Origin of the sequence: Blautia parvula (assembly GCF_020215665.1) — a bacterium.
GTDB classification, from domain to species: Bacteria; Bacillota; Clostridia; order Lachnospirales; family Lachnospiraceae; genus Blautia; species Blautia celeris.
Map to the genome: position 1 here is coordinate 5,245,179 of NZ_CP084061.1, position 24,058 is coordinate 5,269,236.

18 protein-coding genes are annotated in these 24,058 nt (G+C 47.1%); 16 read left to right on the plus strand and 2 right to left on the minus strand.

Annotated features, from left to right (window positions below; all coding sequences use genetic code 11):
• Positions 1-128 precede the first annotated feature (128 nt).
• The 13 genes from LC508_RS23930 (at position 129) to iolE (ending at position 18,353) form a co-directional block, all read left to right on the plus strand.
• Positions 129-1,586: a PucR family transcriptional regulator gene (locus LC508_RS23930; protein WP_118593862.1), complete on the plus strand. Its 1,458-nt coding sequence runs from the start codon at positions 129-131 to the stop codon at positions 1,584-1,586.
• A gap of 124 nt (positions 1,587-1,710) precedes the next feature.
• A complete protein-coding gene (locus LC508_RS23935) occupies positions 1,711-2,748 on the plus strand; it encodes a LacI family DNA-binding transcriptional regulator (RefSeq protein WP_033143018.1) in 1,038 nt (345 codons plus the stop codon).
• A 388-nt stretch (positions 2,749-3,136) separates the two neighbouring features.
• On the plus strand, positions 3,137-4,171 hold the full coding sequence (gene iolC, locus LC508_RS23940; RefSeq protein WP_033143019.1) for a 5-dehydro-2-deoxygluconokinase: 1,035 nt from the start codon (positions 3,137-3,139) through the stop codon (positions 4,169-4,171).
• 180 nt (positions 4,172-4,351) lie between these two features.
• Entirely contained in the window at positions 4,352-6,283 is a 1,932-nt protein-coding gene (iolD, locus tag LC508_RS23945; protein WP_103732583.1) for a 3D-(3,5/4)-trihydroxycyclohexane-1,2-dione acylhydrolase (decyclizing), read from the plus strand.
• 181 nt (positions 6,284-6,464) lie between these two features.
• Entirely contained in the window at positions 6,465-7,250 is a 786-nt protein-coding gene (locus LC508_RS23950; RefSeq protein WP_054353254.1) for a 5-deoxy-glucuronate isomerase, read from the plus strand.
• Positions 7,251-7,302: 52 nt separating this feature from the next.
• Entirely contained in the window at positions 7,303-8,454 is a 1,152-nt protein-coding gene (locus LC508_RS23955) for an iron-containing alcohol dehydrogenase (protein ID WP_033143022.1), read from the plus strand.
• Positions 8,455-9,422: 968 nt separating this feature from the next.
• Complete coding sequence (locus tag LC508_RS23960; protein ID WP_118593861.1) at positions 9,423-10,358, plus strand: substrate-binding domain-containing protein; 936 nt, start codon at positions 9,423-9,425, stop codon at positions 10,356-10,358.
• Positions 10,359-10,557: 199 nt separating this feature from the next.
• Positions 10,558-11,949 carry an MFS transporter gene (locus tag LC508_RS23965; protein ID WP_033144225.1) on the plus strand — a complete coding sequence of 464 codons (1,392 nt, stop codon included), beginning with the start codon at positions 10,558-10,560 and terminating at the stop codon, positions 11,947-11,949.
• Positions 11,950-11,952: 3 nt separating this feature from the next.
• Complete coding sequence (locus LC508_RS23970) at positions 11,953-12,564, plus strand: cytidylate kinase-like family protein (RefSeq protein WP_033144226.1); 612 nt, start codon at positions 11,953-11,955, stop codon at positions 12,562-12,564.
• 66 nt (positions 12,565-12,630) lie between these two features.
• Complete coding sequence (locus tag LC508_RS23975; RefSeq protein WP_033144227.1) at positions 12,631-13,650, plus strand: Gfo/Idh/MocA family protein; 1,020 nt, start codon at positions 12,631-12,633, stop codon at positions 13,648-13,650.
• Between the two features lie 250 nt (positions 13,651-13,900).
• Positions 13,901-15,622 (plus strand): cache domain-containing sensor histidine kinase, encoded by a 1,722-nt coding sequence (locus LC508_RS23980; RefSeq protein ID WP_033144159.1) that lies wholly within the window; start codon positions 13,901-13,903, stop codon positions 15,620-15,622.
• Between the two features lie 35 nt (positions 15,623-15,657).
• Positions 15,658-17,241, plus strand: coding sequence for a response regulator (locus tag LC508_RS23985; RefSeq protein WP_118593860.1), 1,584 nt, complete (start codon positions 15,658-15,660; stop codon positions 17,239-17,241).
• Positions 17,242-17,453: 212 nt separating this feature from the next.
• Complete coding sequence (iolE, locus tag LC508_RS23990) at positions 17,454-18,353, plus strand: myo-inosose-2 dehydratase (RefSeq protein ID WP_148392405.1); 900 nt, start codon at positions 17,454-17,456, stop codon at positions 18,351-18,353.
• A 174-nt stretch (positions 18,354-18,527) separates the two neighbouring features.
• Here iolE and LC508_RS23995 read toward each other — a convergent pair whose 3' ends face one another.
• Positions 18,528-19,301 carry a sulfite exporter TauE/SafE family protein gene (locus LC508_RS23995; RefSeq protein ID WP_033143665.1) on the minus strand — a complete coding sequence of 258 codons (774 nt, stop codon included), beginning with the start codon at positions 19,299-19,301 and terminating at the stop codon, positions 18,528-18,530.
• On the minus strand, positions 19,298-19,735 hold the full coding sequence (locus LC508_RS24000; protein WP_158587381.1) for a MarR family winged helix-turn-helix transcriptional regulator: 438 nt from the start codon (positions 19,733-19,735) through the stop codon (positions 19,298-19,300). Before LC508_RS24000 ends, LC508_RS23995 begins: the two co-directional genes overlap by 4 nt.
• Positions 19,736-20,307: 572 nt before the next feature.
• On the opposite strand from LC508_RS24000, the gene LC508_RS24005 reads away from it, so the two are divergent.
• The 3 genes from LC508_RS24005 (at position 20,308) to iolG (ending at position 24,041) form a co-directional block, all read left to right on the plus strand.
• Positions 20,308-21,204: a 3-isopropylmalate dehydrogenase gene (locus LC508_RS24005; RefSeq protein ID WP_118594227.1), complete on the plus strand. Its 897-nt coding sequence runs from the start codon at positions 20,308-20,310 to the stop codon at positions 21,202-21,204.
• A gap of 255 nt (positions 21,205-21,459) precedes the next feature.
• A complete protein-coding gene (locus tag LC508_RS24010; RefSeq protein WP_033143669.1) occupies positions 21,460-22,500 on the plus strand; it encodes a LacI family DNA-binding transcriptional regulator in 1,041 nt (346 codons plus the stop codon).
• A gap of 530 nt (positions 22,501-23,030) precedes the next feature.
• Positions 23,031-24,041: an inositol 2-dehydrogenase gene (iolG, locus tag LC508_RS24015; protein WP_033143670.1), complete on the plus strand. Its 1,011-nt coding sequence runs from the start codon at positions 23,031-23,033 to the stop codon at positions 24,039-24,041.
• The last annotated feature ends 17 nt before the right edge of the window (positions 24,042-24,058 follow it).

The following is a 24,058-nucleotide window of genomic DNA, read 5'->3' on the forward strand; positions in this document are numbered from 1 at the left end:
AAATAGAGGTCTCATTTGGTGTGATAAGCACAAATTAATTGTCTGTGTCGAATTATGTATTTTTTTGACGTTTTATGGTATGATTTACTTTAGTACTACAGCGTGTTTTATTACAAGGGGGGAACTTTATGAAGTTAAGTATGCACATGATCGCGAACAGGATATATTTTCTTGATATGGAGATAAATTTAAGTGACAGCGACCCGCCGGTCTTGAAAAGTGCCAGACTTGTGTACGCCACAGACTGTGCATATATCTATGCAGAGGGCAGTGATACCATATGCGCTGCGGAATCCGGCAGCATCAGGCTCCGGGATGTGAATCTGGCGGAGGGTTTTGATATCATCCAGAGTGTGTTTGACTTTTATGATGACTGGCAGCAGAATATTCTGGAGCTGGTGCTTCAGAGGTCATATCAGGACCTGGTGGATGCCTGTTTCCGTGTCTTCCACAATCCTATGATCATGTTTGATGCAGACTGCAAGGTTCTGGGGATGAGTTCCCAGTATGGGGAGAATGACGTGGACAGGGAGTGGGCCTATCTGTCACGCCACGGTTATTCCTCCATTCAGGCTCTGGAATATATGAAATCTTACTATCCTGACCACGATTTTGAGTATGAGAAAATACTGCCGTTTCATTTTAAAGGAACTATTTTAAACTGTGAAGGAATCACCGGTGCCCTTATATACCAAAATGAATTTTTTCTGAGGATCAATGTGATAGAAAAAGAAAGACCGCTGAATTACGGGGATTATCAGATACTGGAGATGCTTCTGCACATTATGCATCAGCATTTGGAAAAGAAGGAGGGAGAAAAGGAGAAGAACGCTGAAAATTCTGTATTCTTCAGTCTTCTGAACCGGGATGCCGTGGATGATGAAAAGCTGGCAAGGAAACTTGATTATGCCGGCTGGAAGGTTTCAGACGAATACCAGATTGTCCTGGTGTGTCCAAAGAGAACGGAAATGTCGGCAAAGGCAGCAGAGGTCCTGCGGACTACGATTATGAATATATTTCCGGAGAGCAGGATCGTAGGCGGTGAGAATGCTTTTGTTCTCATATGGAATCTCAGTAAATGCGGCAGCTTTAAGAGGGAACGCGTACGGCTTCTGTTGGAGCAGACAGAGGCTGATGTGAGCATGAGTCTTTGGATGGAAGGGATTTATAACGTATGGCATTTATACAGACAGGCAAAATCTGCGCAGAATATGAAAACATGGTTTTCCGGGGAAACAGACCGTATTTTTGATTTTTATAAGGCGGCAGCAGACCATATCCTTCTGTCAGGCGATATGGAGGATATGGTGTATGCCTGCCATCCGGATGTGAGAAGACTGTGGTTAAGGGAACAGGAGGAGAAGGACGGCCTGTTTGCTACCTTTTCCTCTTATCTGAAACATGAGCGCTCCGTACTGAATACCTCACAGGATGTCTATATTCATAGAAATACCTTATTATACAGAATCAGGAAAATAAAAGAGTTTCTGGAATCCGATCTGGATGACGCCTATACCAGGAATTATATGCAGCTTTCTGTCATGGTATTGGAATTATATGAGATGCTGCATAAAAATCAGCCTTAATTTTAAAGATACTGCTTGTAAAACAGCGTGCAAAAGGATATAATAGAAAAAACGCGTGCTATATATTGGAAAAGCGTGTGTTTTGCGTGCGAAATATTCTTATAAAAATTTCCGGAGGCGGATTATGGCGGGGACAATACAACAGATTGCGGAGCTGGCAGGGGTGTCACGGGGAACTGTGGACCGGGCTTTGAACAACCGGGGGAGGATCAACCCCGAAGTGGCTAAGAAAATAGAACAGATCGCAGATGAGATCGGATATGTGCCAAAACACAGGAAAAAGGCGGACAGCACAGGAAAACAGAGCGGCAGGGGAAAGCGTGTCGGAGTCGTGACACAGCTATCCCAGTCCTCCTTTATGCTCCAGGTCAACAAGGGAATCCGGGATGCGGCGAAAAAGCTGGCGGATCAGGGCGTGGAAGTGCTCATAAAAGAGAACGCTTCTGTGGATGAGGCAGAGCAGATGCGTGCGATCACAGAGCTGGAGGAGGAAGGCATGGACGCGCTGGCTGTGATGCCGGTGGACTGCGATAAGGTGAGGGTGAAGCTGAATGAGCTGACCGAGGAGAAGAACATACCGGTGGTCACTTTTAATTCCGATATTGTGGGAACAAAACGCTGCTGCTTTGTGGGCCTTGACAACTGGAAAAGCGGACAGACCGCAGCAGGACTCATGGGGATGATGATGCGCGGCAAGGGAAAGGTTCTGGTTATCACCGGATATTTTTCCAACAGCGCCGGCAGCCGCAGGGTGGACGGTTTTGTGGAGGAACTGAAGAAGAGTTTTCCGGAAATGGATCTGGTGGGGGTGCAGAGCAGTTTTGACCACACAGATGAAGTGGAGAAGATCATCGTAAACTCCATGTCGGCATTCCCGGATCTGGAGGGCATCTTTGTGGCCTCCGGCGGGCAGGCGGGAGTCAGAAAGGCATTTGACAAGCTGAGCCTGGAAAAGCGTCCGTATGTGATCATCTATGACCTGACACCAAAGAATGAGAAGGCGCTTCTGGAAGGCACCGTGGACTTTCTCATTGACCAGGAGGGATACGACCAGGGGTACCGGGCGCTTTCCATTCTGTCTGATATGCTGAGAAGAGGAAGAATGCCGGAAAAAGAATATATGTATACAGAGATCAATATAAAGACAAAATATAATCTGTAACAGGTCCGTGCTGCGGCAGGGACGGGAACGGGAGTCCGGGAAACCGGACTCTTTTTGCGTTACATAGGAAGATAAAACAGAGCAGCCATGGTATGCGCCTTGTCGGATATAACGCCTTATCGGATATAACGCCTTATCGGATATAACGCCCTGCCGGATTTGCTGCCTAAAAAGCACACAATGAAAAGCACGCATATATTATTGTGAAAATGCTACAAAACCAACTCTTAAAATTGTGCACAAAATAGAAAGGTTGTGAAAATAAAAAAAGTGCTTGCACATTTAATGTGCGTGTGATACTATAAAAGCACAAAAGGAAAGCACGTAAAACGCACACATAAATAAAAAGCACGCAAACATGGATGAAAAAAACAGGAGGAAAGTTTTTATGAAGTATGTAGAATTTGATCAGAGCAGACCAATGGATTTGGTTTTACTGGGCCGTGTGGCAATCGACTTTAACCCGGCTTACAATGACCAGGTGAAAGAGGAGTTTAAACCTCTGAAAAAAGTGCATATGTTTGAGAAGTTCGTAGGCGGTTCACCGGCCAACATCGCTGTAGGTGTTACAAGACACGGCATGAAAGCAGGATTCCTGGGAAAGGTTTCCGATGACCAGTTTGGCGAGTATGTAGTGGATTATTTTGATGAGCAGGGTATTGATACCTCACACATCACAAAATGCACCGGCGGCGAGAAGCTGGGCCTGACATTTACCGAGATGCTGTCACCAAAGGAAAGCAGCATTCTGATGTACAGAAACTGCATCGCTGATTTACAGCTTCATGTGGATGACATTGATGAGGAATACATAAAACAGACAAAGGCAATCCTGATCTCCGGAACAGCGCTGGCTGAGAGTCCATCAAGAGAAGCAGCCATCAAAGCCGTTCTGCTGGCAAAGAAAAATAATACGAAGATCATCTTTGACATTGACTACAGAGAGTATAACTGGAAGAACAGTGATGAGATCGCAATCTACTATTCCATGGTAGCAAAAGAAGCAGACATCATCATGGGCTCAAGAGAAGAGTTTGACCTGACTGAGAAGCTGATCCAGCCGGGCATGACAGATGAAGAATCCGCAGCCCTGTGGCAGAGCTACAACGCCAAGATCGTTGTGATCAAACACGGCATGAAGGGCTCCACCGCTTACACCTGTGACGGACAGAAATACTCCATCAAACCGTTCCCGGTTGACGCAAGAAAAGGCTTCGGCGGCGGCGACGGATACGGTTCAGGCTTCTTATACGGACTGTATCAGGGATGGGAAGTGATCGACTGTCTGGAATTCGGTTCCGCAGAGGCTTCCATGATGGTCAGAAGCAACAACTGTTCCGATTCCCTTCCGGGACCGGATGCAGTGCACGCATTCATCAAAGAGGAAAAAGAAAAATTCGGCGAAATGATCGCAAGAGTATAATGGTTTTGACAGGTCTGCGCACTTACTGCGCTGACCGTACGGAAACGCAGCGTCATAGCGGTTACAGACAACCGTTGACATAGATACTAACATAAACACTGACTGCGGGGCGGGCCGGGAGTTTCCCCCCTCGCCCATGTGGCAGGCAGCGCCTGCCCGGTATATGAAAGGAGATTAATCATGGCAAAGACAACAAGAATGACGGTTGCACAGGCTATCGTTAAGTTTTTAGATAATCAGTATGTATCCATGGACGGTGTGGAAACAAAATTCGTGGAAGGTTTCTTCACCATTTTCGGACACGGCATTGCAGTAGGCCTGGGAGAGGCACTGGATACCAATCCGGGACAGTTAAGAGTTATGCAGGGAAGAAATGAGCAGGGTATGTGCCATGTGGCAACAGCATTTGCAAAACAGAACAACAGAAAGAGCATCATTCCCTGTGCTTCATCCGTAGGACCGGGAGCTGCCAATATGGTAACTGCCTGTGCCACAGCAACTGTAAATAATATTCCGCTTCTTGTATTTCCGGCAGATACATTTGCATCCAGACAGCCTGACCCGGTTCTGCAGCAGTTAGAGCAGAGCAGCAGCCTGGCTACCACAACAAACGATGCGTTCAAGCCGGTCTGCAAATACTGGGACAGAATCACCCGTCCGGAGCAGCTTATGACAGCGCTGATCAACGCAATGCGCGTGCTGACAGACCCGTCAGAGACAGGTGCATGCTGTATCGCACTTCCTCAGGATGTGGAAGGGGAATCTTATGATTACCCGGATTATTTCTTCGAGAAACGCGTACACAGGATCACCCGTCCGGTGGCTGTGGAAGAAGAGCTGGAAGATATAGCCGAAATCATTGCAAAAGCAAAGAGACCACTGCTTATCGTAGGCGGCGGTGTGAAATATTCAGAAGCCGGCGAGACCGTTGAAAAATTCTGTGAGGAGTTTCACATTCCCTTTGGCGAGAGCCAGGCAGGGAAAAGTGCGTGCCAGACCAGCAACCCTTACTGCCTGGGCGGTATCGGTGTGACAGGAACCCTGGCATCCAATGTCATTGCAAAAGACGCGGATGTGGTGATAGCAGTAGGCTCCAGACTTTCCGACTTCACAACAAGCTCCAAACATTTATTCAGAAATGAAGACGTGAAATTCGTGACCATCAACAACAACAGATACCATGCATACAAGATGGACGCTGTAAAAGCCATCGGTGACGCGAAAGTGACAGTGGAAGCTCTGGCAGAGAAGCTGCGTGCCAAAGGATATGTTTCTTCCTACAACGGAGAAATCGAAGCTGCCAAAGAAGCATGGGACAAAGAGTGGGACCGCCTGGCCGGAATCGAATACACAGGTGATGACTTTGAACCGATCATCAAGGCCAGAGACCCGAGAACCGTTCCTGAGTTCGTAAAACTCACAAATGGTAAGATCACACAGACTGCAGCACTGGCTGCTATCAATAAAACGATTGACAAGGACGCTACCATCATCACAGCAGGCGGTTCCCTGCCAAGCTGTATGCAGCGTATGTGGAAAACAGACAAGAGAGGCGGATATCATGCAGAGTACGGCTATTCCTGCATGGGCTACGAAGTGGCTGCCACTCTGGGCGTAAAATTTGCTGAGCCGGACAATGAAGTATACTGTGTGGTAGGAGACTCCAGTTTCCAGATGCTTCACAGCGAGATAATGACGATCATGCAGGAGAGAAAGAAAGTAAACATCCTGGTATTCGATAACTGCGGATTCGGCTGCATTAACAATCTGGAAATGAATCACGGTATCGGCAGTATTGCCACAGAGTTCCGTTATACAGATGGCAAGAAACCGACCGGGGACCTGATTCCTGTAGACTACGCAAAAATCGGCGAGGGCTATGGCCTGAAGACGTATACCTGCAGGACCATCGCTGAACTGGTTGCCGCTCTTGAGGATGCGAAGAAACAGGATATTGCCTGTCTCTTTGATCTGAAGGTAATTCCGAAAACCATGACAGACGGTTATGAATCCTGGTGGAATGTGGGTATTGCCACAACTTCTGACAAGGACAGTGTAAAGAAAGCATGCGAAGGCGTTATGACAGGACGTAATGAGTCCAGAGCTTATTAATTTTATATAAACACAGGATGCCGCACGGACCCATCCGCCCTTGGCACAGCCCTCCATTCCCTGAACGGAATGTCTGCGGCAGTGCAGGGAAATCGGGCCGGTGCGGCAAAACCAGATGCTGCAGCCGGTTATCCCGGCTATGGCAGGATAACAGCATACAAGACAAGGAGGATATTTAGATATGGGAAAAGTGTTCGGATACCCGGAATTTGACGCAAACGGTGAAAAGATTCTGACAACCTATGACAACGAATATAAAGACATGATGATGGACATCCGTGTTTACCGCATGAAAGCCGGTGAGACAAGATCATTCAAAAGGGACGGGGAGGAGCTGGCTGTACTTCTGCTCTCCGGAAACATCACCTATGCATGGGATGGAAACAAGGAGACTGTCAGCAGAAAAGATGTATTTACAGAAGGCCCCTGGTGCGTTCATGTGTGTACAGGAACAGAAGTCAGCGTAACTGCAGAGGCAGATTCCGAGATTTTAGTACAGTGTACAAAGAATGATACAGAGTTTGCAGCAAAATTATACAAACCGGAGGATGCTCCCTGGGGTTATTCCTGCAAGGGCAAATTCGGAAATGTTGCCAAGAGAAGAGTCAACACCATCTTTGACCATGATATCGCTCCCTGGTCTAACATGGTTCTGGGTGAGGTTCTCAATGACAGAGGAAACTGGTCAGGATATCTGCCTCACAGACATCCGCAGCCGGAGACTTATTACTTTATGTTCGACCGTCCGGAAGGCTTTGGTGCCAGCTTTGTGGGTGACCAGGTTTTCAAAAGCACAGACGGAAGCTTTTCAGCGATCCCGGGTGGTGAACTGCATCCCCAGGCAGTGGCTCCCGGCTTTCAGATGTACACCTGCTGGATGATCCGCCACATTGAGGGTAATCCGTGGCTGCAGACAGACCGCTGTGAAGACGAGCGGTATACCTGGCTGCACGACGCAGAATTTTAGTATTCAAACAGACATTTCATAAAATATAGAAAAGAAAAAGGAGAACACGATTATGGCAAGAGAATTTATCGTACCGGGTCAGATCATTTCCGGTTCAGGCGCATTAAATATGGCAGAGGAAGTATTAAAAGGACTTGGAAAAAAGGCCCTTATTGTTACAGATAAAGTGATGATTCAGTTGGGAAACTGCGCAAAAGTTGAGGCAGCCCTGAAAAACCAGGGAGTAGAATATGCCATTTACTCTGAGATCGTAGGCGAGCCCACAGATACCATGATTGAAAACGGCCTGAAATTATACAAAGAGGAAGGCTGTGACTTTTTAGTGGCTCTGGGCGGAGGAAGCCCCATTGACTCCATGAAAGCCATCGGTTCTCTGGTTATAAACGGCGGATGTATTTCCGATTATATGGGCAAAGTGATTGATGTGGAGATGCCTCCTATGGTAGCGATTCCGACCACAGCCGGAACAGGTTCCGAGGCAACACAGTTTACGATCATCACAGATACAAAGAAAAATATCAAAATGCTGTTAAAGGGCAAAGTCCTGATGCCAAGCCTGGCGATCATTGATCCGCAGTTCACCATGACGGCACCGCCTAAAATCACAGCAGCCACAGGTCTCGATGCTTTATGCCACGCAGTGGAGGCATACACATCCAGAAAAGCACAGACACTTTCCGATACATTTGCCATGTCAGCAGTAAAACGTATCTTCAAATATCTGCCGGCTGCATTCAAGGACGGCAGCAATGAGGAGGCCAGAGTACAGATGTCCGTAGCTGCTCTGGAGGCTGGTATTGCATTTAACAATGCATCTGTCACCATCATTCACGGAATGAGCCGTCCGATCGGCGCTCTGTTCCATGTAGCTCACGGCCTTTCCAATGCCATGCTGCTGAAAGAATGCCTGACCTTTGCTCTGGAAGGGGCATATGACCGCTTTGCAGACCTGGGACGCGCAGTGGGTGTTGCAGTGGATACAGATTCCGATAAAGAGGCAAGTGAGAAGTTCCTTGCAGCAGTGGAAGCTATTACAAAAGAGCTGGAGACACCTACATTGGGTGAATTTGGTATTGATAAGGATGAGTTCTTTAAGGTGATTGATAAGATGGCGTTCGATGCCATGGACAGTGGTAGTCCGCAGAATACGATGAGAGAAGTTACGGAGGATGATGTGAAACAGATTTATAGAAATCTGTGGTAATTTGATTCCGTAAGGTGGTGAAGCTCCGGGACCGATGGATTGTCGGTTCTGGGGTTTTTTTGTGTGAGATGAAGGTGGATCAGAAGGCGGACGGAAGTGGATGGAAGCGGGCCGGGGAAGGGATATGCCTGTGAGCGAAGCGTTCCGCTGCCGGGGAGCTAACCTGCTCCCATTTACTAAATTCATCGGCAATGGCCTCTTCATTAAGTAACTGGGGCAGGTGGATCTCCCCGCGCTCCACTGAGACATCGCTCCCAGGCATATCCCTTCCCCGGCCCGCTTCCATCCACTTCCTGTTCTTCGGCGTCCCCGTTAGTTATAGTAGTTTTTAGTGCGAAAGTATTTGGAAAAGGTTGAAGTAGTTAAAACTTTGCGGTGTGAAAGAATTAATTTTGTTTTGTGAAAAGGGTTTCTCAGTGTGTCTGTCAGACTTGTATATTTACTGGGGAGTTTGCGTATAGGAGTAGCGGTGGCAGGTATTCGCACAATCATAAAGCTATTTTTGATAGGTGAATACCCGTAACTATTCCGCTAGTTCAAGGGTTATAATGTTTTTTCGAAAAAGAATCAGTATAGGGAAAAGAGTTTTCTTTTCTGTTCCGAGAGCAAACAGTATCGGATAGAGGGATTTTTTCGCTATAGAATGTCAGGACTGGTGGAGCGGGCGGGGGTCTCCTGTGGAAGACATTGCGGTAGAGAGCCTGAAAATCCATCGCTTACTAAGACTTAGGCGCGAAGTCTTTACTGAGCGTCTTAGTCGCAGTTAGCGATTAGTTGAAGGGGAACGAAGCTGGCTTCCACAGGAGACCCCCGCCCGCTCCACCGGGCCGTCCCCATACCAGCCACCCCACCCCGCCCGCTCCATCAGGCTGTCCCCATACCAGCCACCATACAAAAAACATTGCCATCTTGTAACTACTTGGCGAAAATGATAAACTGAAAACAAAACAATTATGAGGGAATGTGGAATGCGAAAGAGTATAACAAAGCTTTTTCTGGCAGCTCTCAGCCTTTTATGCATCAGCGGCTGTGCCGGCAGGGATGTGCGGGAACCGGAGCAGGAGATCATTATCGGGGTCGTGACAAAATCCAGGAACAGCGAATACTGGATGTCTGTCAATGCAGGTATGGAGAAGGCTGCCAAAGAGAGGAACGTGAAGACAGTCATTTTGTCCCCGGATACGGAGACCGACAAAAAAATACAGAAAAAAATGATACAGGACCTGCTGAAAATGCAGGTGGATGCCCTGGCGGTATCCCCCATTGATTCTTACGATAATCAGGATTACTATGCCCAGGCCCTGGAAATGGGAATTCCGGTGTATGCCTATGACACCCCTATCGCGGATGTGGAGGTCCCCTACATAGGCATTGACAATGAGACGGTAGGGTATGAGCTTGCCAGAGTGCTGGCTGATAAGATGGAGCACAAGGGGAACATTGCCATCATTGCGGGCAGCAGGCAGCAGACATCCCATGAGAAACGGATCGCCGGATTTGAAAAATACATGGAGCAGGAACCGGATATCCATATAGAGGTGGAGAAGAGCGGATACAGCAACCTGCGCGTATCGGAGCAGGAGATGGAGGAGATCCAGGCCAATTATCCGAATCTGGATGGGATTATGACCACCAGTGCCGTCACTGCCCTGGGACTTGCGGAAGCTACCAGGGGGAGCGGCATTGCCATAGCTACCCTGGATGACCAGGAGGACGCGATCCGGGCAGTGGAGGAAGGGCGCATCACTGTGCTGGGAGCCCAGTCCGGCTATGAGATTGGATATGAGACCGTGAAATATATAGTGAATGATAAAAAAGGAATCAAACAGGACCGTGAAAAGATTTTGGATACACAAATTTTGACCCGGGAAAACGTGGAAGATTATCAGAACCTAAAAAAATGACACAAAAATCAAAAAATAATCCCTGTCTTCCGGTTAGCTGCTGATCTGTACCCCAAAATCGGAATATTTTTAGAATGCCACAGGAAAACACGTAAAAATAAAACTATGGAATCTAAAATTTCTATTACTAGGATTTTCCCTGCAAAAAGGTAAAATAAAATCATCAAAAGGATGATTCAAAGAAAGGCAGGGAAACAAAATGGGAAAAGAATTAGCACAGAAAATAACCGGAGGAAAGCTGTCGTGGGGAACCAGACTGTCTTATGCCAGCGGTGATGTGGCGTGCAACGTTGTGTTCGGAATGATCGGCACGCTGCTTACTCTGTTCTACACAGACTATGTGGGAATCAGCCCGGCTACCGTAGGCCTGATGATGCTGCTGTCAAGGCTTTTTGACGGTGTGTCTGACCTCATCATGGGTGTTATCGTAGAGCGTACCAATTCCAAATGGGGAAAATCAAGACCGTGGATCCTCTGGATGAGCGTACCCTTCGCATTGTCAGCAGTTCTGCTGTTTACAGTGCCGCATACCACAGGAATGCTTCAGTTCCTTTATCTGTTTGTAACTTATAACTTCTGTACAACTGTATGTTATACAGCCATCAATCTTCCTTACGGAAGCCTCTCAGCCATGATGACCAGGGTTTCTTCTGAGAGAGATATGCTGAGTGTTGTGAGAATGGGACTCTCTCCCATCGGTAAGATCATTGCAGCCACCTGTACACTTCCAATCGTTAAACTTTTCGGAGATGATCAGGCAGCATGGGTTAAGACCATGTCCATCTGGGCAGTGCTGGCACTGATTCTTCTTCTGGTATGCTTCTTCAAATGTGAAGAGACCGTAAGGATTGAGGCAAAGGAAAAAGCAGAGAAAGTACCCCTTGGAAAAGGATTTGCAGCACTTTTTAAAAACCAGTATTTCTGGGCAGTTCTGGTATTATGGATGGTACAGAGTGTTTCCTTCGGTATCTCAGGAACCATTTTACCGTACTACTGCAAATACATATTCGGAAATGATACATGGATGTACAGTGCTCTTTTCCTGACAGAGACACTGACACTGGTAGCAGGCATCTTCGCCTGTACACCGCTGATTCGTAAATTCGGAAAACGTAATATTGCTCTTGTGGGTTCACTGATCGCGCTGGCAGGACAGCTTCTGTTCTTCTTAAATCCATACAGCTTCCCGTGGATGGTAATGAGCTGTGTGGCACGTGCCATCGGCCTGGCTCCGCTGAATGCGGTTGTATTCGGTATGGTAGGTGATGTAGTGGAATTCGGACAGTGGAAAACACACATCAGACAGGAAAGCCTTATTTTTGCCGGCGGTTCTATCGGAACAAAGGTAGGCGCAGGTCTTGCATCTGCAGCTATGACAGGGCTTCTCTCCCTGGCAGGTTATGTAAGCTCTTCTGTGGGAACCGCAGCCCAGCCGGAAACAGCACTTAACATGATCGTAAATATTTATAAATTCGGACCGATTCTTATTGCAGCAGTGGCATTTATCACACTTGCTCTGTACAAATTGGATAGGATGTACCCGGATATTATGAAAGAGTTGATCGAACGTGAGTCAAGAGGGGAGTTATAAGATATGAAAGAACGTACATTGATTACCATCAGCCGTCAGTATGGCAGCGGCGGCAAGGAAATTGCAGAGCTGCTTGCAAAGAAAATGGAGACCCGCTGCTATGACAGACAGATTCTGTACCTGGCAGCAGAGAAGTTGGGCGATTCAGACATGGATATGGATACCATTTTGGATATGTCTTATAAAATGCCGGATAACAGCATGGGTTCCTTTATGGAGGGTGTGAATTCCCTGGGATATGAATCCATTCCTTCCTATAATAAAATGTATCGGGAACAGGCAAAAGTTATCCGCAGGATCGCGGAGAAGGAGAGCGCTGTATTTTTGGGAAGATGTGCGGACGTGGTTTTAAAAGAATTTCCGGAATGCTACAATTTCTTCATCTACGCAGATGAGGAATTCCGAAGAGAGCGGGCAAAGGAATTTTACGGGAACAAATCCATAAAGGAACTGGAAAAAGAGAATAAGACACGTGAGCGTTACTATAACTATTATACAGGACAGAAGTGGGGAGACCCTCTGAACTATGATCTGATGATCAACACAAGCAGATTTTCCGTACAGAAGGCAGCAGACCTGATTTGGGATTATGTGACAAGCTGTCAGTCTGAGTGATATATGTGTTGCTGTAAATTTCAATATAAATTTCAATTATTTAATTATCAAGAAAGAGGTAAAAACATGAAAAAAGTAAAAGTAGGTATCGCAGGTTTAGGAAGATTAGGTAAAGTACACGCAAACAACATCGCATTCAAGATTCCGAATGCAGAGCTGACAGCGGCCTGCTCCATCATGCCGGCAGAGCTGGAATATGCAAAGAAGGAACTGGGTGTCCAGGATGTTTACTCTGATTACCGTGAAATGCTGGAAAAGGCAGACATTGATGCTGTGGCTATCGTAACTACAAGCGGTGAGCACTGCTGGCAGATCGCGGCAGCTCTTGACGCAGGAAAGCACGTTTTCTCCGACAAACCCCTTGGTGTTACGGTGGAGGAATGTAAGCTGGCAGAGGAAGCTGTTGAGCGTCATCCGGAGCTGGCATTTTTCCTGGGATTTATGCGCCGCTTTGACCCATCCTATGCGTATGCAAAGAAGAAAATCGAGGAGGGCGCAATCGGAACTCCTTACATGGTAAAGGCAACAGGGATTGACCCGGAAGCACTGGTGGAGGGCGCCATCAAGTTCGCGGCTACCAGCGGCGGTATCTTCATTGACATGGCGATTCATGATATTGACCTGATGAGATGGTTCTTAGGTTCCGACCCTGTTGAAGTTTACGCTGCAGGCGCGACCTTCAAACATCCGGAATTCAAAGAAGCAGGGGATGACGAGACAGGTGTAGCTATGTACCGCTGTGAAAACGGCGCACTGGGATTTGTACATGTGGGACGTACTGCAGCTCATGGTTACCATGTTGAGACAGAGATCATCGGTACCGAAGGCTCCCTGCGTATCAGTCCGGTTCCGGAGAAGAATCTGTGCATGATCTACGACAAGAACGGTGCAGTGGTTGAATGTGTAAGCGGGTTCCCGGAGCGATTCGCAGAGTCCTACCAGCTTGAGATGCAGGAGTTTATCAACTGTGTAGAATCCGGAAGAAAACCGGAAGTGACTGTATACGACGGAACAAAATCTACCCAGATTGGTTTCGCTACCACAGAAGCATGGAAAAAAGGCGGTATTGTTAAAATCGAATATTGATCCGTATTCCTATATTGTTTACAGGAAGACCTCTATAGACCGGAAGTGTGCTGCTTTTTTAGCGGCACACTTCTGTTATTCTTTTGTTACTGTTCACACGCCACTGTCCCGCGAAGCGTGTTGCTGGGCACGCAGTGAACAGTAACATTCTTTACCGAAGTCTTCGGAGGCGTGATTTCTAATGGGTTCTATGTTATAATGTACGCATAAGTGACGTGCGTCAGAATGTATGAACGGCAAAGGAGAGAGTATGCTGCAAAGTATCAGAAGCAAGGTGCTGCTGGCAATTCTGGTGGTGACCATAGTGACCGCCTGTTCTATCACTGTGGTATTTTATTTTAAATCAGCAGGGATGATAGAGGAGAATTATTCCACGAACCTTTACGGCAGGGTAAAGCAGACGGTTACCTCCCTGGATGATTCCCTCCAGGAAATTTACTATATCAACGTAAAAGCAGCCAGCGATATAAATATGGTCCAATACATAAAAGAATACAGGTCATCACATAGCGGTGAAGCCCTGGATGGGATTGCAGAACTTCTGAGAAATTACCGCACAGAATACAAGGATTTAAGCTCGCTGTATTTCATTTTTCCGGATGAGAGGATCGCTGTCACCTCAGAGGACTATCCTGTGTGCAAAAGGGATATTCCGGAGGCGGAGATCGAGAAGATACGCCGGACGGAGACCGAGGAAGCAGTCCCCATAATGTTCGGGGATATGGTCCATGACACGGGAAAACAGCTTTCCTGCATTCAGGCTGTCACAGATGATGACGGCATCGTGCTGGGATATATGCTGGCAAACACAGAGGAGAGGACACTTTTTTACGAATATCTGGAACCTGTGTATGATGAGAAGGTGTCCAAGGCGCTGATTCTGGATAAAAACAGGGAGATCGTCACAAGCAAGGATTATGAGAGTGTGGGGCAGGTATATGAGGGCGTGGACCGACTGCCAAGTACCAGCGGTATTGAGAGTCAGGATGCCAGGGAGATCCGTATTTTCTATCAGGGGGCATTTTCCAAATGCGGTCTGTATATGGATATTCAGAAAAGTGAGGTTCTGCGGGATTTGAAGCAGATGCAGATATTTCTGGTGGCTATTTTTCTGCTGTTTCTCATGATCGGCGGCATTCTTGCCACATCCATTACCAGAGCCATGTATAAACCCATTAAAAATATGACAGATACCGTGGAAAAGGTCAGCAAAGGTGATCTGAGCCTTCGGGTGGATGTGACCACAGAGGATGAGATCGGAACCCTTTGCCGGGAATTTAACCACATGCTTGACAACCTGGAGGATCTGATCGCCAGGGTGATCGAGGAGGAGAGACTGAAAAAGGACGCGGAGCTTGAGGCGCTGCAGTATCAGATCACCCCTCATTTTATGTACAATACACTGAATTCTATCAAATACGCGGCCCTGATAAAGGGAGAGAAGGAGCTGGGCGGCCTCATCGGAGATTTTGTGGAGCTGCTGCAGGCCAGCGTTAATAAGAAGGGAACTTTTATATCCGTGGCGGATGAACTGCATATTTTAAAAAATTACATCCATCTGCAGGAATTTCGCTATCAGGGAAGTTTTGATGTGGAGTACGATATTGCGAAGGATGCTTATGGATGTTATATTCCCAGGCTGATCCTGCAGCCCCTGGTGGAGAATGCCATACTTCACGGAATTGATATGAAGGGCGGCAACGGGCGTCTTGTGATCAGAGGCAGAGTGGAGGGCACACGGCTGACGCTGTCTGTCATTGACAATGGGCGGGGAATGACAAAGGAGCAGATAGAGGAACTGCTCTCCAGCAAAGCCAAGAAGACAAACGGCCTGAGTGCCATCGGCGTGCCGAATGTGCGGGAACGTCTGGAACTCTATTATGAGGCGGAAGGCGGAATTACATATGAGAGCAGTGAAAACGGTACTACTGCCACCATCTTCCTGCCGGCAGACAGGGAAGTGAATATTTGACAGACAGATAAAATGTGACAAAGGGGATGAGGCCTATGTTTCGTACATTATTAGTGGATGATGATTTTTTAGTCAGGAGTTATTTGAAGACTCTGAATGCCTGGGAGAAAGCAGGATATGAGGTGGTAAAGGATGTACAGGACGGCGAGGAGGCCCTGCACGTTCTGGAGGAAGAGAAGATTGACGTGATCATCACAGACATCTCCATGCCGCTTATGGACGGCATTGAACTGATACGCCATATCAGGGAAGAGAAGGAAAATATATACATCATGGTTCTGAGTTGTCATGATGATTTTGAGTATGTCAAGGAGGCCATGCGCCTGGGAGCAGACGAGTATATCCTGAAAAATACTCTGGATGAGGATACACTTTTGGATATCCTGGAAAAGTCCAGGCACCAGATCGAGTCACGACTGGAGAAAAGCAGTGAGCAGGAACGGACCAGGAAACTGATTCGTATGGGAAGCCATACCCTGAAATACCACTTTTTCAACGGCATTCTCTCCGGCACCTTAAACGGGCAGGAGCGGGAGGCAAAGAGAGCAGAAGCCGGTATCCGCGGGCGGTTCCAGAACAGTGCGGTCATCAATATGTTCATGCACGAATGGAATGAGAAGAACCAGGTATGGAGTCCTTTGGAGGCGGAACAGTATTCCCAGAGCTTCCGCCATGGGCTGATGACAGAGATGGAGGACCTTCTGCAGGAGGACAGTGACTATGCGGAGATCATTTACCTGGGAGCCGGGATATTCTGCTGCTTTCTGGATATGTCATCCATGCGGAGAAGCTCTGTCATGCGCCAGCGCCTGACAAATGTGGCATCCGCCTGCTTCAGGTACTGCAAAAAGGAGCCGTATCATTTCGGGATTGGGGTGAGCAATATCTGTTTCGGCGAGGAGGGTATCCGTCAGGCATACCAACAGGCCAGAGAAATGATGAAGCTGAGTTTTTATGATGACAGCGATATCCTCTATTTTGACAATGGAAAAGAGATCAGTTCCAGGCTTCCGGAAGCCGCGGAAGAGCTGTATGAGCGGATTGAGATCTTGAAAAAGGGGAGGAAGCAGGAGGAACTTGCAGAAATGTGGAGGCGTGTCACGGATGCCTGTAAGCGTACGCATGTGGACAGCAAACTGGTTCTCCAGTGGCTCAGACGCCTGGATAAAAGGGCTGGTCTTGAACGGCCGGCGGAATTTTACAGCAATGTGCACAATATGGATGAGCTGTGCAGGATTGCCGAGAGTTACAGCCGGGAATTATTTGCTGATAAAAAAATAGCGGTACCCGCCGGCGTATCCGGGGCTGTGCGCCATGCCATTGAATTTATAAACGGTAATTATAAGAAACCCATCAGCCTGCAGGACGCTGCGGAAGCGGCGGGAGTGAATCCGGCTTACCTGAGTTATCTCTTTAAGCAGGAGATGGAGATCGGTTTTTCCAATTATCTACAGGAGTGCAGAATGGAATGTGCCAAGGAACTTCTCTGCACCACCAATTACAAGATCAAGGATGTGGCATCTGAGGCGGGATTCAATGATTACCATTATTTTTCCAAGACATTTAAGAAGCTCAATGACTGCAGTCCCGCGGATTATCGCAGGGAACACAGCCAGTGACTATCCGGAAGAAGGGATTTCTAAAAAAAAGACACAAAAAAATTCCACATTCTCAGGAGACCGGAAAACAGCATATGAAATGACAACAAAGCTAAAAAAATTTCCGATTTAAGCCATGACTGAATTCTGGTATTCTTTATTCAAGAACAAAGGAACGGCACGCCGGAGGCACCGGCCCCGGACAAAAGACAGTGAATAAAGGAGAATGAACAATGTTTAATAAGGAAAAAGTAAAATTAGGAATCGCACCTATCGCATGGACTAATGATGACCTTCCGGACCTGGGAAAAGAGAATACCTTTGAGCAGTGCGTCAGCGAGATGGCACTGGCAGGCTTCACAGGTTCTGAGGTTGGAAATAAATACCCCAAAGACCCGGAAGTGCTGAGAGAAGCCCTGGAGCTTCGCGGCATGGAAATCTGCAATCAGTGGTTCTCCTCCTTTCTGATCACAAAGCCCTTTGAAGAAGTGGAGAAGGAGTTCCGAGCACAGCTTGCGTTCTTAAAGGCAATGGGCGCCAAGATCATCGGTGCATCCGAGCAGAGCCACAGCGTACAGGGCATGCAGGACACTCCCATTTTCGGCCACAAATACGTGATGAACGACCAGGAGTGGGAGACCTTCTGTACAGGTATGAACAGACTGGGTAAGATCGCAAAGGAAGAGTACGGGATCAGCCTGACCTTCCATCACCACATGGGAACCGTGGTGCAGAACCCGGACGAGGTGGAGAGAATGATGGAAAATACAGATCCGGAATATGTGAGTCTGTTATTTGATACCGGCCATTTTACCTACTGCGGCGCAGACCCTCTTGAGATGGTAAAGAAGTACGTGGGCAGGATCAAACACGTACATTTAAAGGATATCCGTCCGGAAGTGGTGGAGAAGGTAAAGAAAGAGAATTTAAGTTTTCTGGAAGGCGTGCGCCTGGGCGCGTTCACAGTACCGGGAGACGGATGCATAGACTTTGAGCCAATCTTCCAGGTGCTGGAAGAAGCGGGATATGAAGGATATATGCTGGTAGAGGCAGAGCAGGACCCTGCAAAAGCCAATCCGCTTAAGTATGCCATCAAGGCAAGAAAATTCATTGCTGAGAAGACAGGGCTTTAAAATATCTTTGAGACAGGTATGAACTGTCCTGCAGAAGATCGCAGCCTCCTGCATGTACAGCTTATATAATAAATGCCCCTCTAATTGAAAATTGTGGTAACTATTTATGCCGCAAAAAATACTGCCGTGGAACAGGACCTGTGAGGAAATGTTCTGCGGCAGTATCTTTGTATATCAGCTTAAAAATTTTACACCTACCATGAGCAGACCCAGAAGAGAGAGCACTACGCCGGTGACACGGTTCAGGGTTTTGGCCGGCGCCTTGTTGGCAAACAGAGCTGCGACTCTGGCACCCAGAAAAGTGAACAGGATGCAGAAGAAAAGTGCTCCCAGATCAGGCAGGGAACCGTCAATGAAGAAGTGGGAGGCAGCGCCTGTGAATGCGGTGAAAGCCATAATAAACACACTGGTGCCAACCGCAGTCTTCAGTTCGTATCCCAGTACACTTGTGAGGATGAGAAGCATCATCATACCGCCTCCGGCGCCTATGAATCCGCAGATAAAGCCAATCACCGCGCCGCACAGAAGGGACTGGATGATCTTTGTCCTCTCGCTTTTATTTTCCAGGGCGCTTTTTTCTGTCATGACAGGACGTATGATAAATTTGATGCCCAGAAGCAGTGTCATGAAGACGGAGAAGTTTCCCATAGTGGTGCCCGGCAGCAGGGATGCAATATAGCTTCCCACCAGGGTAAAGGCCAGGACAGAGAAGAGCATGATGACACCATGGCGTACATCCAGGTTTCCGTGTTTTTTATAGGTATAGGCAGAGACTGCCGATGCCAGTACATCAGACGCCAGGGCGATTCCCACAGCCTGATAGGGATCAAAGTGCAGGAAGGTGATCAGCATGGGAGATATTACGGCAGCAGCCGAGAGACCTGCAAGGCCTGTCCCGATTCCGGCCCCCATTCCTGCCAGCAGATAGACGATCAGTTTCAGTATCATTTTTCAAGTGCCTCCTTTATATTCTCAGTTATCTGGCGGAAAGCCAGGTTCACCTCTTTTTTTCTTTCTTCCGGTATCTTTTGTGTGATAAGAGCAAAGATTTCTTCCTGTGTTTTTCTTAAATCCGTAAGTGCAGCATTAGCTTCTTCCGTCAGCCGCAAATGTGTGATTCTCCGGTCCCTTCGGTCCACTGAGGTTGTCAGGTACTGCTTTTGGACCAGTATCTCTATGGATTTTGATACATATGATTTTGCGATTCCACGGATATTCACAATGTCTCTGGCTGTGTCAAAACCGGGATTATTACAGAGGAAGAGAAGAATATCCGCCTCTGTTTTGGAAACGCCATAACGGGACGCGCTTTCCCCTATTTTCCTGGAATAGAGCTGATGAAAAAGCCAGCTTGTTGTCAGAGCATCGCTCAGTGCGTTCATAACATCCTCCTTTTTGATAAAGTATATTCTGCTGCGGTTTTGCGGCAGAAATGCGTAGTAGATAGTTCTATATAAAACTGTTCCATATAGAACTATTATACAGAATGAAAGAGAGATGTCAATAGTTAAATGCACCACTGTACCGCCAGGTATTTTCAGGCCGAAGGCATGGAAATCCCCAGGCGGCCAGGACGATATGGAGCCGAATGCTTTATATCTGTGCATCGCGAAGCTTGTTGCTGAGTACGCAGTGAACAGTCACTGCCTGACAGATTCAAATGCAGCGGGGCAAAAATACTGTTGCGGTTAATTTCATGATATGTTAGAATTATGAAAAGCATATTTTCTATGTAACTTTTCTGGTTTTGGATCCAATCAGGATACAAAATATCTAAGAGCATTTCATAACAGCAGGTTTGCATCTTTGACCTGTCTTTTCGGAAAATTCGTGCTTTTCTCTCATTTTAGCAGGGGTTTTCTGAAGCGCTTAGAAACCTCCTGCAGTCATTCATTTATGATAATAGAAAATCAACGAAGCGTTTTTCTATTATGGAATAAGGAGGAGGTTTTATATGGAAAAACGGAGGACACATGTGCTGCAGTGGCATCCTGCCTTTTATGCCGATATTCAGATTGAGCTGGAAGCGGAGGCAGGTCTTCTGATTTTTGAAAATGAACATCAGTTGGGGACAAAACCAAAGGAGATTGACGTGCTGATCGTAAAAAAGGAACAGGAAGTGCCTGTACGAAAAAATATCGGAAGGATCTTTCGGAAATATAATATTGTAGAATATAAGAGTCCGACAGATTATTTGAGTATAGACGATTTCTATAAAGTTTATGGCTATGCCTGTTTTTACAAGGCGGATACATCCAGGGAAGACAGTATTAAAATTCAAGATATCACCATAACATTTGTATGTCACAGGTATCCGCGCAGTCTTATACGGCATCTGAAGGAGGAAAGGGGATATCAGATCACCAGAGTAGAGGATGGGATCTATTATATTATCGGAGATAAGATTCCCATACAGATGATTCTGACGAAAGAATTATCGGAGAAACACAATTTATGGCTGAAAAGTCTGACTGACGACCTGGAAGGGGCAGATACCGTAAGGCGTTTGATTGAGCAGTACGGAGAGCATAAAGAAAATAAACTGTATAAATCGGTGATGAATCTGATTGTCCGTGCGAATCAGGATAAATTCAAGGAGGTAAAGACAATGTGTGAAGCATTGGAAGAGTTAATGAAAGATGAGATGGATGCAAAAAAGGCAGAAGGAAAAATGGAAGGAAAAACAGAATCTGTTTTGGATCTGCTGCTTGATTTGGGAGAAGTGCCTGAAAAATTACAGGCGGAAATTATGGGGCAGAAGAACCCTGAGATTTTGAAGCAGTGGATAAAATATGCAGCCAGGGCTGAGACAGTCGAAGAGTTTGAACAGAAGATCAGGAAGATGGAATAACAGTATGAATACGTTACTTTTCACACCCCACTGTCCCGCCAGGTGTTTTCAGGCCAAAGGCATGGAAATGTTACTATGCACGGTCAATATCCCGGGAGGTGTTTTCCCCAAGGGGATGCTGCGCGATGCGAAGCAAAATCCCGAGGCAGCCAGTGCGAACGGATATCTCTTGCACATTTGACTAAGGGATTATATAATAGTCATAGACATTGCGTGCCCAGGAACGCACACAGGGGCGCGTCAGAAGGAGACAGTATGGGAGTGACAATACGGCAGATCGCAGAGGCGGCTGGAGTCTCACGGGGAACTGTGGACCGGGCCCTCAATAATCGGGGCAGAATTAAGCCGGAAGTGGCTGATCGGATCAGACAAATTGCGGAGGAGATGGGATATAAGCCCAACCAGCTTGGACGTGCCCTCTCTATGAGTAAAAATAACATTAAGATAGGGGTGATCCTCCAGGCAGCAGAGACCCCCTTTATGCAGTGCGTCCTGGAGGGGATTGAACGTGCAAAGGACGAGGTGGACAGCCTGGGCGGGACGGTCCTTCTCTGTAAAATCCCTCACATAAGCGGCAGAGACACCATAGACGCCATGGAGCACATGAGAAGTGAAGGTGTGAGCGCCATCGCCATGGTTCCCATTGAGGAGGAGGAGATAAAGGCGCATATCAATCTTTTTGTGGAGGAGTACCATATACCCATTGTGACTTTTAACTCCGATATGGAGGATACGAAGCGTCTCTGTTTTGTCGGCCAGAATGCCTTTCAGTGCGGACGCGCGGCGGCAGGCCTGATGGGGGAACTGGTGGGAGGCTGCGGAAAGGTGGCTGTTATTTCAGGATACAGTTCCAATCCGTCTCTGAGTAACCGTGTTCTCGGCTTCGGTTCGGAGCTGAAGGCAAAATACCCGGAGATTGAACTGGTGGGACCGGAATACTGTTTTGAGGATAATCATCTGGCAGGACAGGCTACAGAGAAGATTCTGAAAGAAAATCCTGATCTGAAAGGTATTTACATGACATCCCACGGTGAGGAAGGTGTATGCAGAATGCTGGCAAAATACGGCAGGGCAGGCACCGTTAAAATGATAGCCAATGATTTTATGGGTAAAAACTATGAGTTGATGCGGGAAGGAAGTATCCATTTTCTGATCGGACAGGATGCACAGATACAGGGATATGAACCGGTAATGATCTTGTTTCGCCTTCTCTTTAACGGGGAACAGCCCAAGGGAGAGCTGCAGTACACGGAGATATTTATCCGAAATGAATATACCATACCGGAGAATCTGTAAAATACAGTAACTATTCAGTAGGTCTGCGCATTTACTGCGCTGACCGTGCAAAAGAGTAGTGGCGGCAGGTATTCGTCCCATCGCGAAGCGATTTTTAATGGGCGAATACCCGTAACGATTCAGCTGGCTGAATAGTTACAAATACAGTAACTATTCAGTAGGTCTGCGCATTTACTGCGCTGACCGTAAGAAAACGTTTAGCAGCCAAGCAAAAATTCCATCGCCAAAGGCGATTTTGCATGGATTTTTGCCTGTAACTGTGAGGGCACTGAACAGTTACAAAATACAGCAGATTTTCACAGAAATGCCCGGCCTGCCGGGACAGCGTCACTACACATAGGATGCTGCCCCGGCAGGTTTTTTTGGTAAAAATGAATAGAAATGTTATGGTAAAATTGTACAAAATTCAGGGTTGCGTTTTCGGGCACGCAATGATATTATAACATTATCAGATATGCGTGTTCGGGCACACATCAAAAGACACACGCAGAACCATAAAATCATAAAAATGAGTAAAAGGAGATCAGAAAATGGTAAAAGTAGGTATTATCGGAGCAGGCAGAATCGGAAGAGTACATATCACAAGTATCAGCACAAGAGTGAAGGACGCAGTGATCAAAACAGTTGCAGATCCGTTCTTAAATGATGAGACAGCAGCATGGGCAAAGAGCATGGGTGTGGAGCATACAACAAAAGATTACAAGGAGATCATCAACGATCCGGAAATCAACGCGGTATTGATCTGCTCATCCACAGACACACATTCTCCCATCTCTCTGGAAGCGATCAAAGCAGGAAAGCATGTTTTCTGTGAAAAACCGATTGACCATGATGTAGATAAGATCAAAGAAGTTATCGAAGCACTGGAAGGAACTGACATTAAATACCAGGTAGGATTCAACAGAAGATTTGATCACAACTTTGAGGCAGTGCAGCAGGCAGTTGCAGCAGGCAAAGTCGGCAAACCGGAGATCATTAAGATCACCTCCCGCGACCCGGAACCGCCAAGCATTGACTATGTGAAAGTTTCCGGCGGTATGTTCCTGGATATGACGATCCATGATTTCGATATGGTACGTTTCCTGGCTGGCTGTGATGCCACAGAGGTTTATGTACAGGGCGCTAACCTGGTTGATCCGGCTATCGGTGAGGCAGGTGACGTGGATACAGCAGTTATCACCTTACAGATGGAAAACGGCGCGATCGCAGTGATCGACAACTGCAGAAAAGCTGTTTACGGTTATGACCAGAGAGCTGAAGTATTCGGTTCTGAGGGAATGGTAGCAGTCAGCAATGACAGCCAGTCCTCCGCAGTTATCAGCAACGCAGACGGTGTGACAGGTGAAAAACCCATGTTCTTCTTCCTGGAGAGATATATGGATGCATACGGAAAAGAGATCGCAGCGTTCATCGACGCAATCGAAAATGACAAGGAGACTCCTCTGAACGTTATGGATGGCCTGAAACCCGTACTTATGGGCCTGGCTGCAAAGAAATCCTGCGAGGAACACAGACCGGTTAAAATTTCTGAAATCATGTAAGGAAAGGCAGACAGACT